The sequence below is a fragment of the Clostridium tunisiense TJ genome, from assembly GCF_000300195.1.
GTDB lineage: Bacteria > Bacillota > Clostridia > Clostridiales > Clostridiaceae > Clostridium_J > Clostridium_J tunisiense.
The window spans coordinates 17,383-29,493 of sequence record NZ_AMQH01000024.1 but is presented as its reverse complement, the minus strand read 5'-3'; the positions used below and the strand labels follow the sequence as shown (position 1 = coordinate 29,493).

At 31.3% G+C, this 12,111-nt stretch carries 11 protein-coding genes, 3 tRNA genes and 3 rRNA genes; all 17 read left to right on the top strand.

The genetic code is table 11. From position 1 onward, the window contains the following. Window positions 1-114: ribosomal RNA gene (rrf, locus tag C661_RS0120335) — 5S ribosomal RNA — on the top strand; the annotation flags it as partial. A gap of 6 nt (window positions 115-120) precedes the next feature. Continuing rightward, window positions 121-195, top strand: a tRNA-Asn gene (locus C661_RS0120330). Window positions 196-216: 21 nt separating this feature from the next. Then, window positions 217-334 (top strand): 5S ribosomal RNA (rrf, locus tag C661_RS0120325). 6 nt (window positions 335-340) lie between these two features. After that, window positions 341-415 (top strand) — tRNA-Asn (locus C661_RS0120320). A gap of 21 nt (window positions 416-436) precedes the next feature. Then, window positions 437-554, top strand: a 5S ribosomal RNA gene (gene rrf, locus C661_RS0120315). A 6-nt stretch (window positions 555-560) separates the two neighbouring features. Then, a tRNA-Asn gene (locus tag C661_RS0120310) sits at window positions 561-635 on the top strand. A 490-nt stretch (window positions 636-1,125) separates the two neighbouring features. Then, complete coding sequence (fusA, locus tag C661_RS0120305; protein ID WP_017417167.1) at window positions 1,126-3,204, top strand: elongation factor G; 2,079 nt, start codon at window positions 1,126-1,128, stop codon at window positions 3,202-3,204. A 98-nt stretch (window positions 3,205-3,302) separates the two neighbouring features. After that, window positions 3,303-3,539 (top strand): hypothetical protein, encoded by a 237-nt coding sequence (locus tag C661_RS0120300; RefSeq protein ID WP_017417166.1) that lies wholly within the window; start codon window positions 3,303-3,305, stop codon window positions 3,537-3,539. Next, the gene (locus C661_RS0120295) at window positions 3,502-3,729 is read left to right on the top strand and encodes a hypothetical protein (protein ID WP_017417165.1); all 228 of its coding nucleotides are present in this window, start codon (window positions 3,502-3,504) and stop codon (window positions 3,727-3,729) included. Before C661_RS0120300 ends, C661_RS0120295 begins: the two co-directional genes overlap by 38 nt. 298 nt (window positions 3,730-4,027) lie before the next feature. After that, window positions 4,028-4,672: a histidine phosphatase family protein gene (locus C661_RS0120290; protein ID WP_242826018.1), complete on the top strand. Its 645-nt coding sequence runs from the start codon at window positions 4,028-4,030 to the stop codon at window positions 4,670-4,672. Window positions 4,673-4,871: 199 nt separating this feature from the next. After that, window positions 4,872-5,558, top strand: coding sequence for a TraX family protein (locus C661_RS0120285; protein WP_017417163.1), 687 nt, complete (start codon window positions 4,872-4,874; stop codon window positions 5,556-5,558). Window positions 5,559-5,722: 164 nt separating this feature from the next. Beyond that, complete coding sequence (locus tag C661_RS0120280) at window positions 5,723-6,970, top strand: aminopeptidase P family protein (protein ID WP_017417162.1); 1,248 nt, start codon at window positions 5,723-5,725, stop codon at window positions 6,968-6,970. A 263-nt stretch (window positions 6,971-7,233) separates the two neighbouring features. Next, the gene (locus C661_RS0120275) at window positions 7,234-8,973 is read left to right on the top strand and encodes an ABC transporter ATP-binding protein (RefSeq protein ID WP_017417161.1); all 1,740 of its coding nucleotides are present in this window, start codon (window positions 7,234-7,236) and stop codon (window positions 8,971-8,973) included. 432 nt (window positions 8,974-9,405) lie between these two features. Further along, on the top strand, window positions 9,406-9,630 hold the full coding sequence (locus C661_RS0120270; RefSeq protein ID WP_017417160.1) for a hypothetical protein: 225 nt from the start codon (window positions 9,406-9,408) through the stop codon (window positions 9,628-9,630). 441 nt (window positions 9,631-10,071) lie between these two features. Beyond that, window positions 10,072-10,530: a CtsR family transcriptional regulator gene (locus tag C661_RS0120265; RefSeq protein WP_017417159.1), complete on the top strand. Its 459-nt coding sequence runs from the start codon at window positions 10,072-10,074 to the stop codon at window positions 10,528-10,530. Between the two features lie 10 nt (window positions 10,531-10,540). Then, the gene (locus C661_RS0120260) at window positions 10,541-11,056 is read left to right on the top strand and encodes a UvrB/UvrC motif-containing protein (RefSeq protein ID WP_017417158.1); all 516 of its coding nucleotides are present in this window, start codon (window positions 10,541-10,543) and stop codon (window positions 11,054-11,056) included. A gap of 13 nt (window positions 11,057-11,069) precedes the next feature. Then, entirely contained in the window at window positions 11,070-12,092 is a 1,023-nt protein-coding gene (locus tag C661_RS0120255) for a protein arginine kinase (protein ID WP_017417157.1), read from the top strand. Window positions 12,093-12,111 lie beyond the last annotated feature (19 nt).

Here is a 12,111-nt window from a genome sequence, read left to right as displayed (position 1 = left end):
GTGATGATGCGTTTAGAAGATACACCCGTTCCCATACCGAACACGAAGGTTAAGATCTAAACGGCCAAGAGTACTGCAAGGGAGACTTTGTGGGAGGGTAGGTGGTCGCCAGGTAAATGTTCCGTGGTAGCTCAATGGTGGAGCACTCGGCTGTTAACCGATAGGTTGGAGGTTCGAATCCTCTCCACGGAGCCATTTAATTAAATAAGATGTAAATCTAGTGATGATGCGTTTAGAAGATACACCCGTTCCCATACCGAACACGAAGGTTAAGATCTAAACGGCCAAGAGTACTGCAAGGGAGACTTTGTGGGAGGGTAGGTGGTCGCTAGGTAAATATTCCGTGGTAGCTCAATGGTGGAGCACTCGGCTGTTAACCGATAGGTTGGAGGTTCGAATCCTCTCCACGGAGCCATTTAATTAAATAAGATGTAAATCTAGTGATGATGCGTTTAGAAGATACACCCGTTCCCATACCGAACACGAAGGTTAAGATCTAAACGGCCAAGAGTACTGCAAGGGAGACTTTGTGGGAGGGTAGGTGGTCGCTAGGTAAATATTCCGTGGTAGCTCAATGGTGGAGCACTCGGCTGTTAACCGATAGGTTGGAGGTTCGAATCCTCTCCACGGAGCCATTTACATACTGAAGTTAAGGCAGTTCATTTGAACTGCTTTTTTTATTGAGTAAGATTCTAATTTTCTAAAAACTAGTAGAAGACTTAGAGGTTAAATCTAAGTCCAAATATGTTAAGTTTTAGAGTGACATAGAAGCTATAAACAAGTAATTATATATGAATTAAAGAGCGTGTAAATACACGCTTTTGTTTTTATATAGTATAAAACAATTTACAATAAATCTAACCTATAATGGTAGATATCCACAAATAATTGTAATAAGGTCTCAGGTTTGTAAATATAATTTTTATATGTGAATAGTTAATATAAACCCAAGATTGATAATAAAGCTATGTATTTATATTTATATGTAAAATTTCTTAATAGAACTCAATTGTTAATATATTTTAAATATTATAAATATTGAAAATATTTAAAGGAAATTTGTGCAAAATATAGAATATATAGTTGTGTTAGATATTATGCAATGAAAAATGGGAGGTATACCATATGAAAGAGTATAAAATTAACAATCTAAGAAATGTTGGGATAATAGGGCATAGTGGCTCAGGAAAGACGAGTCTTATGGAGTCAATGATGTATCAAACTGGACAGACAGATAGATTAGGCAGAATTGAAGATGGAACAACAATTAGTGATTATGATGTGGAGGAAAAGAAAAGAAAAGTGTCAATATCTACAGCTATAGCTAATTGCGAGTGGAAGGATATTAAGATTAACTTAATTGATATGCCTGGTTACTTTGATTTTGAGGGAGAAATGATTGAAGGTCTAAGAGCAGTTGATATGGCTATGATAACTGTTTGTGGTGTTTCAGGCATAGAGGTTGGAACTGAGAAAGCATGGGATTATGTAAATGAACATAAATTACCAAGAGCAGTCTTCGTTAATAAACTTGATAGAGAAAATAGTAACTTTGAGAAAGTTTTAAGTACCTTAAAAGAAAAGTTTGGTACATCTGTAGTTCCAATTCAATATCCAATAGGTTCAGAAAGTAACTTTAAAGGTGTCATAAATATTATTTCAAACAGAGCTAGATTGTTTAATCCCAAAACGCGTCAAATGGAAGAAAGTGATGTTCCTGAAGAACTAATAGATAAAGTTGAAGAATGCAAACAAATGCTTATGGAAGCGGTAGCTGAAACGGATGAAGTTTTACTAGATAAGTATTTCAGCGAAGGAGAATTAAGTAAAGAAGAAATTTATGAAGGCTTAATTAAAGGCGTCTCAACGGGAGATATAGCTCCTATAATCTGTGGTTCTGCCTTAACAGGAGTAGGAATTAATACATTACTTGAAGATATAGTTGAGTGTTTTCCATCACCTAAGGAAACAAATCTTTATATGGCTAAAGACCTAAAAACAAATGCATATACTAACATTAAAATAAATGAAAACCAACCATTTTCAGCTTTAGTATTTAAGACTATAGCCGATCCTTTTGTTGGAAAGCTCTCTATGTTTAGAGTGATTACAGGAGTAGCTAAATCTGATACTTTAGTTTATAACTCGTCAAAGGAAAAGGAAGAAAAGCTTGGAACAATGTATTTCTTAAAAGGAAAACAGCAGCTTCCAATAAGTGAAATAAAAGCTGGAGATATTGGTGCGGTAGCAAAGCTTCAGTACACTAATACAGGCGATACTCTATGCACGCAGAGTAATCCAGTTATTTTTGATAGAATGACTTTCCCATCACCAGTGTATTCAAGAGCTGTGGTGCCAAAAGCTAAAGGTGATGAAGACAAGATATCTAATGGACTAACTAAACTACTTGAAGAAGATCCAACTTTTTCAGTATCCAGGGATGTAGAAAATGCTGAAACTATAATTTCAGGTTTAGGATCATCTCACTTAGATGTTATTGTTAGTAAATTAAAAAATAAGTTTGGAGCAGATGTAACTCTTCAAGTTCCTAAGACACCATATAGAGAAACAATTAAGAAGTTCTCAGATGTTCAAGGAAAACATAAAAAGCAATCTGGAGGACATGGACAATATGGAGATGTTAAAATTAAGTTTGAGCCAAGGCAAGATGGAGCCGAAGAATTACAGTTTGTTGATGCAGTAGTAGGAGGGGTTGTACCAAGACAATATATACCAGCGGTTGAAAAAGGTCTAAAAGAATGCGTTCAACATGGAGTGCTAGCAGGATATCCAGTGATAAGGCTTAGAGCTACACTTCATGATGGATCGTTTCACCCTGTAGACTCTTCCGAAATGGCCTTCAAAATAGCTGCTTCACTGTCATATAAAAAAGGATTACAAGAAGCTCAGCCAGTACTTCTAGAGCCGATTATGTACATCGAAGTAGAGGTTCCTGATGATTACATGGGAGATGTTATTGCGGATATAAATAAAAAAAGAGGTAGAATTTTAGGTATGGAGCCTGCGGTAAAAGGCCAAAAAATAATGGGTGAAGTACCGCAATCAGAACTATATGACTACGCTACAGATTTAAGAAGCCTAACTGGAGCTAGAGGGACTTTTAGAACTAGATTTGAGAGATACGATGAAGTTCCAAGTGATATAGTAAATAAGATAATAGCTGAAATTAAAAAAGAAGCTTAATTAGTAAAAAGTGTTAAGATTTGATCTTAGCACTTTTTTTATGCATAAAATTCCTAAATATAGAAAAAATAATACTAAATCTATAAAGGGGGCCAAATATGTCGGATTATAGGATGGATATATCAGGAGAAATAAAGTTAAGTGATTATAGCAGCATTCATGACTATATGGGTATAGTAGGCCCAGAAGATAACTTTACTATAGTATTGAACGCGGTAAATGATGAAGATGCAAAGGTTTTATGTAGTATTTTAGAAAGTGATAAATTTACAATTGTATCAAGAGGAGGGAATTTAGATGGCAGATACTTCATACAAGCATACAGGAGGAAGTAGATTTGATTCAAATGATGAAAGACTTATTCAACAAGCTTACGGATCAGATTTATACCACTTTAAGAGAACAAATAATAAGTTACACTTATACACAGATTTTGCACCTGAATTTAGACCATTTTTAGCAGCATTAGAAATGGATGCTGTGGAGAAGGTAGAAAATCCTATAGAAGATAAATTAACTGAATAGCTAAAAGGAGCCAAATTTCAATGGCTCTTTTTATTTGTCATAAATTCTAAGTAGGTAAATAGTTTATGGATTTTAAGATTTTTTAAAAAGTTAATTTGCATATTAACAGCATCTATATTATAATTGTCCTTGAATTTTAAATGGGAATTTACTTATTGTTTAAGGATATTCTATGGGGAGAAATCCCGTATACTAAGAGGTTTAAAGTGGGAGTCTATGTTAGAAAATTAAATTTTGCGGGAAGCTAATTTATTTCTAAAGTCTCTGAACAAAGTGAATTTGTTCATAATTTAAAGGAGTGATAAGTTTGACAAGATTGTTTATTACAAGACATGGAGAAACCCTTTGGAACACAGAAGGAAGAATGCAAGGGTGGAATGATTCACCTCTAACTGAACTAGGGGTTAAACAGGCAGAGTGGTTAAGAGATAGGATTAAAGATACAAAGATTGATGCTATATACGCAAGTCCATCAAATAGAGCCTTTAGAACTGCTGAAATTGTAAAAGGAAATAGGAATATTAATATTATAAAACATGATGGATTAAGAGAAATTGGGCTTGGTGAATGGGAAGGACTAAACCAAGAAGAAATTAAAGCTTTAAGTGCTGAACAGCATTATAACTTTTGGAATGCACCTCATTTATATGCACCAACATCTAAGGGAGAAACTTTTGAAGATTTAACAGAAAGAGTTTCTCCTGTAATTAAAGAAATTGTAAGTAAGCATCCAGATGAAAATGTACTAGTAGTTACTCATACCATGACTTTGAAAGCCATGATGAATTCCTTACATAACAAGCCAGTATCAACTATATGGGAGCCGCCATTTATTAAACAAACAAGCCTCACGATAGTTGACTTTGAAGATGAAAAATTTAATGTGTTAATGCATGGAGATGCTTCACATCATGAGTATTCCTTTAAAGAATATAATGAATAACTTGTGGTAATTAGTATAGTTACTATAGATTATTGACAAGGCAACTTAGATATTAATTTACAGATGACAAAGATAGTAACTATTGGTGAAAACTGTTTGTTAATTTATAGGTTATTTTATATATCAATGGTATAATTTAGAATACACAGTTGTATATTAGGTACAAGGGTGTATTCTTTTATTATTTAGGGGGGAGTTTATGAACAGTTTTATACTGAAGGTTTTAGCTTGTATTTTTATGCTAATTGATCATGTTGGGGCAATATATTTTCCAAAGTTATGGGGATTAAGAGTTATAGGAAGGCTAGCCTTTCCAATTTTCTCATTTTTATTAGTTGAAGGTTATGTAAAAACTTCAAATTTGACAAAGTATGGTACTAGACTATTTTTGTTTGCATTAGTATCTCAGTATCCATTTATGTGGGCATTTAATATCAAATCCTTTAACATTTTCTTTACTTTATTTGCAGGTTTAATGGCTTTATATGTATTGGATTATAAATTTTATGAAGATGAAAGCAAAAATAGAGCTATAAAAATTTTAACTATCATAGCAATTTGTATTTTTGTTAAGCAAGTTCATACGGATTATGATTTTTATGGAGTACTTATGATAATCATATTTAGAGTATTCAAGGACAAAGGACTTCTAAAACTTTTTGGAGCATTAGTATTACTTAATTTTATTTATGTTATGCCAATGTTAAAATACTTAGCTTATCCAAATGGCTTTAGAATTTTTATGCAAAGCTCAAGCTTAATGGCGTTAGTTTTTATTGCCTTTTATAATGGGGAGAGAGGGAAAAAGCTAAAATATGCATTCTACGCCTTTTATCCTTTACACTTGACTATATTGTATTTAATTAAGGAGTTTGTTGTTAAATAAAGCTTCATTATCAAATAGAAATTTATTATACAGATAATCTATAAAGTTTTCCAAGAAAAATCATAATATTTATCTTAGAAAACTTTATTTTATTGAAATTATTATTTGAGAGTGTTATTGTATAATTATGAAAATTTTTACTATATAAGGGTGAGGTGTTATGTATGAATAAAGAATTTTTTATTAAAAATAGAGAAAGACTTGGAGAAACATTAGAGAATAACTCAATGGTAGTTCTTTTTGCAGGTGAAGCTCCTTATAAATCAGCTGATGAAACCTATAATTTTACGCCAAATAGAAATTTTTATTACATGACTGGCATAAATAGATCTAAAATGATATTAATGATGATAAAGAGAAATAATAAAGTTACTGAAACCTTGTATGTGGAGAAAAATGATCCAGTTATGGCTAAGTGGGTTGGGGAGAAAATGAGCGAAGATACAGCAAGAGAGATTTCAGGTGTGGATAATATTTCTTTTATAGAAGAATTTGAAGATTATGCAGGTCTTATGTTTAGTAGAACAGAAATAGACAAGTTATACTTAGACTTAGAAAGACAGGAATTTGATATACCAATGACTAAGTCTCAAAGGTTTGCAAAAGCTACTGTTGAAAGATATCCATATTTAACAATAAAAAATGTATATCATGAAATTTGCAAATTAAGATTAGTAAAAACTGAAGAAGAAATAGATCTTATTAAAAAAGCTATAGATATTACTTATGAGGGCATAAAGGCAATGTGGAAAAATGCCAAACCTGGTATGATGGAATATGAAATAGAAGCAAATTTTGACTATGCCTTAAAGAAAAATGGAGTAATAGATTTTGCATTCCATACAATTGCAGCAGCAGGAAAAAATGCTACAGTATTACATTATGGAGATAATAATTGTGAGACTACAGATGGGGATTTGATGCTTTTAGATTTAGGGGCACAATATAAATATTATAATGCAGACATTAGCCGTACTTTCCCCGTTAACGGAAAGTTTACTGAAAGACAAAAAGCTATATACAATGTAGTACTTAAAGCTAATGAAGAAGTTACTAAAAATATTAAACCAGGAGTTCCATTCTCAAGATTAAATGAAATAGCTAGAGAAGTTTTAGCTGAAGGATGTAAGGAATTAGGTTTAATAAAAGAAGATAAGGAGCTTTCAAAATATTATTATCATGGAGTTAGCCACTATTTAGGCTTAGATACTCATGATGTAGGAAGCCGCGATGTTGTTTTAGAGGAAGGCATGGTTTTAACTAATGAGCCAGGGCTTTATATTGAAGAAGAGAGCATAGGCATAAGAATTGAAGATGATATATTAGTAACAAAAGATGGATACGAAAATCTTTCAGCACATATCATAAAGTCAGTAGACGATATTGAAAAATTTATGGAAGAAAATAAATAGGTAATGGAACTAAAGCTATCATGAAGGCTTTCATGGTAGCTTTAGCTTTTAAGCTTTTATTAACTATTTACACTTTGGATATATTACTTTAAGATATTAATATAAATAAGTTTAAAGGTTCACTATAAAAAGAATACAGAGTAAAAATTTAGTATTATGAATATATAAAGAAGATAATCTAAAATAATAAGGGGTTAAGTTAAAGCCCTGTAAAAGTATTACTGATGAACCTTATAAGTAACTAAAAGAAAAGGGGGAGAATTATGATAAAGAGATTTATTTCGTATTATGGACCTCACAAGAAACTATTCTTTTTGGATATGTTTTGTGCATTTTTAGTAGCGGCACTGGATTTGGTATTTCCCATGTTTACTAATACACTATTAAAAAATGCTATACCAAATAAAGATTTGAGAACTATAGTTATCTTTGCAGTGGTATTAGCTCTTTTATATGTAGTAAAGCTTATTGCTAACTACATAGTGGATTACTGGGGCCACGTAATGGGGGTAAGATTGCAGTATGAGATGAGAAAAGACGTTTTTTCACATCTACAAACCTTACCTTTTAGATATTTTGATGACAATAAAACGGGGCATATAATGTCTAGAATTATTAATGATTTAATGGAAATATCTGAACTTGCCCACCATGGACCAGAGGATGTATTTATTTCTATAATAATGTTACTCGGTTCTTTCATACTATTATGTAATATAAACTTGAAGCTAACCTTAATAGTATTTGCATTCATTCCTGTTATTCTTTGGTTTACTGCAACTCGTAGAGTAAAGATGTCTAACGCCTTTGATGAAGTTAGAAAAAAGATTGCTGTAGTAAATGCAAAGCTTGAGAATAGTATTTCAGGAATAAGAGTTGCTAAATCTTTTACCAATGAAGAATACGAAATGGAAAAGTTCGATGAAGGCAACAACCAATTTAAAGTTGCAAGATCTTCAGCTTATAAATACATGGCCGAATTTATGGCAGGCATGAGATTTCTTGTAGATATGCTTAATGTAGTTGTATTAGGCTTTGGAGGATATTTTGTATACAAGGGATATATCGATATTATAGATTTAGTAACTTACTTCTTATATATTGCATACTTTATGCAGCCTATTAGAAGATTGACTTCCTTCGTTGAACAGTATCAAAGTGGTATGTCTGGTTTTAAGAGATTTATTGAAATTATGGATACAAAGTCAGATATAGCTGATAGTGCAGATGCTAAGGAGTTAAAAAATGTTAAAGGAAGTATAGAGTTTAAAAATGCCACCTTTAAATACAATGAAAATACAGAAATATTATCTAATATAAATCTACAAATAGAAGCAGGCAAAACGTTAGCTCTTGTAGGACCATCTGGTGGAGGAAAAACAACTATATGCCACTTAATACCTAGGTTCTATGAACTAAATGATGGTGAAATAAGTATTGATGGAGTAAATATTAAAGACGTAACCTTAAAGTCTCTTAGAAAAAATATTGGAATTGTTCAACAAGATGTATTCTTATTTACAGGTACTATAAAGGAAAATATACTTTATGGTAATCCAGAAGCTACAGATGAAGAAGTAGTAAAGGCAGCAAAAAATGCTAATATACATGATTTTATCGATTCTTTACCTGATGGCTATGATACTTATGTAGGGGAAAGAGGAGTAAAATTATCAGGTGGACAGAAACAAAGAATATCCATAGCAAGAGTTTTCCTGAAAAATCCTCCAATATTGATATTAGATGAGGCAACCTCTGCATTAGATAATACTTCAGAGCTTATAATTCAAAAGTCTTTAGAAGATTTATCTAAGGGAAGAACCACCTTAGTAGTAGCACATAGATTATCAACAGTTAAGAATGCAGATGATATAGTAGTGTTAACTGATAAGGGAATTTTGGAGAAAGGTCCTCATGAGGAGCTTATGGCTAAGGCAGGAATCTATTCAAAGCTTTATAATGCACAGTTCAAAGGATTTATTCCTGATGAAGTGAATATTTAGACCTTATAACTATAGGGATCTAAGTTGTAAATTAATTTTATTTATTTTCAAAAATCTTAGGGGAACAAGGTGAGCTTTTATCTTGTTCCCCTTAAACAGACTTACTATATCTAAAGAATAATTATATTTGAGGAAAGATGAAGATAATTACAATAGTTTGTTGATTATATCTTTAATTTGTTATAAAATTAGTGAGGGGTAGCCAAGGCTATCCCTATTATTTTTGACTTTAGGAAGATTTATGTTGAGAAGATAAAGTTAAGATACTCAAATCAACATTTTTTCCACAAAAAGGTTAACTAATATCTATATTACATATACACATGGAAAAGAAAAACTTCCTATTAAAAGATTTTATGTAAAAAAAAGGAAAAATAATATTTGTGTAGAATAAGTAATACATAAAGATTTTGGTATATGGAGGAGAAAAAAATGATAAAAAACAAAAGTGGTGTTATTGAACTATTAAATGATCTAAAAAACTTTAGCTATTCTAAGGAAAGTACTGTAGTTGATGTGGAGTTAATCACTGAAGAAGATGTCAATATTAGATACTATGATGAAAAGTGCATTATTATTAATTATCATCACTATGAGGATGCAGTTTCAACTTTATATAAGGATAGAAAATATATAAATAAAGTGCTTTTCCAATAATGAAAAGCACTTTATCCATTAAGAAGTTATATTGTAAATTGAATTAAACCAATTCATTAATACGGAATTAACATCATGAATCTTTATATGAAAATTGAAGTAAATTCAAGGAATATTAAGTAAAATACAACTAATTAAAGTAAATAAGCAAATACTGTGTGTTTTTATTGTTTTTAGGAATAATACAAGGTTGAAGAGAAGAATTAAAAGTATTATTATTTAATTAAGGTCAAAGAAAGTCAAAGTTAAGCAAACGTGATTATTTTGGGAGGAACTCTCTTGTAAATATTATGTTTCAACAGTTTTCTATAATCATTTTCTCATAATAGAACTCTTCCAAAATAAATTAGTAATGCTAAATTGGTAAGAGTAGATTTATTCAAATGAACCTTACGAAAGTCAAAAGGTTTATTACTAAATCAAGGATAAGAGGTAATATTTATGGCAAGATTATCTGATGTGATAGAAGAGTTTATTAAAGAACTTTTACAACAGGCAAAAGAACAGGAAATAGAAATACAGAGAAATGAATTAGCTAGCTATTTTAGCTGTGCACCTTCTCAGATAAACTACGTATTAACTACCAGATTTACTCAAGACAAGGGATATTATATTGAAAGCAGAAGAGGCGGAGGCGGATGTATAAGGATAATTAGAGTTCAATATAAGGAGCATACATCTTTAGCTGAAATTATTATTGATAAAATAGGAGATTACATTACTAGTGATAGTAGTAATAAAATAATTGATAGTTTAAAAGATAGTGGAATATTAACTGAAAGAGAAGCAAAGATAATAAAAGTAATGTTAAATGACAGAACTCTAACTTCAGCCTTAGATAATAAAAACAAAGTAAGAGCGGACATGTTAAAAACAGTAATATTAAATATTTTAAAATAGGGGTGATATTATGCTTTGTGAGATATGTCAAAAAAATGAGGCTAATTTTCATATCGCTAAAATTATAAATGGAGTTAAGGAAGAAAAACATGTATGTGAATACTGTGCTAAGAACTTAGAAGGAATTAATTTACTTCCGGACATGAACTTTAGTTCTAATTTTTCCTTTCAAAATCTATTAAGTGGATTTTTAGATTATATGAATACCTCTACTCAAACAAATCTACCTAGTCAAGTAGTATGCAGTAATTGTGGAACTACTTATAGAGAGTTTAAGGAAAGTGGCCTTTTAGGGTGCAGTAGTTGCTACAGTATTTTTAATAATACTGTAATACCAATCTTAAAGAGAGTTCAACCCAGCACAGAACACCATGGAAAAATACCTGTTAAAGGCGGAAAAGAAATAATGCTAAAAAAAGAGCTTCAAAAACTAAAGGAAGATCTTCAAAGGGCCATTGCTATGGAAGAGTACGAAAAGGCTGCTGAAGTTAGAGATAAAATTAGAAATATAGAGCAGCAAGGCTAGGAGGAACAGGGCTATGGAGAATTGGATTAAAGCAGAAACTTCTCGTGAAGATATAGTAATAAGCAGTAGAGTTAGGTTAGCTAGGAACTTAAAAAATTATTCTTTCCCTAATAAACTAGATAGAGACAAAGGGAGGGAAGTTGTTAAAAGGGTTGAAGAAGCCTTTAATAAGTCTGCATATATTGAGGAAAACTTTAAGTCTCTTTATATGTGGGATAGTGATGAAATAACTAGCAAGTCTTTTTTAGAAAGGCACCTTATAAGCGATAAATTAATTATAAATAAGGAGAAGGCTGCTTTCATAAAAGATAATAATGAAACAATAAGCATTATGATAAATGAGGAAGATCACTTAAGACTACAATGTATTGTAGGGGGATTAAATTTAAAGGAAGCTTATAATGAGATTAATAAGATTGATAACCTTTTAGAGGAATCACTAGATTTCGCATATGATAAGGATTTAGGATATTTAACAACCTGTCCAACAAATGTAGGCACAGGGCTTAGAGCTTCTGTTATGATTCATCTGCCTGCACTTACAAAGTCAGGAGCTATTGATGGAATGGTAAATATGTTAAGCAAAATGGGACTTACAATTAGAGGTTTATTTGGAGAGGGTTCAAAAGGTTATGGAAACATATATCAGATATCCAATCAAGTAACACTAGGACCAAGTGAAGAAGAAATAATAGATAATTTGTTAGCAGTTATAAATAATATAATTGTTGAAGAAAAGTTAGCAAGGGAAAAATATATTAAATCTTATGAGTATGAAACAAAAGATAGTATTATGAGATCTTTAGGTATCTTAAGATATGCGTTAGTCATAACTGCAAAAGAAGCGCTAAATTTGCTTTCATATGTAAGATTGGGTACAGAGATGGATATAATCAAAGATATTGATAAGAAAAAACTAAATTCACTTTTAGTAGAAATACTTTCAGCAACAATGCAGCTTAATTCAGGGGCAGTAATGAATGAAAGAGAAAGAGATATTAAAAGAGCAGAAATTATAAGAAATAGCTTTAAATAATGTATTTAAGAGGTGAAGA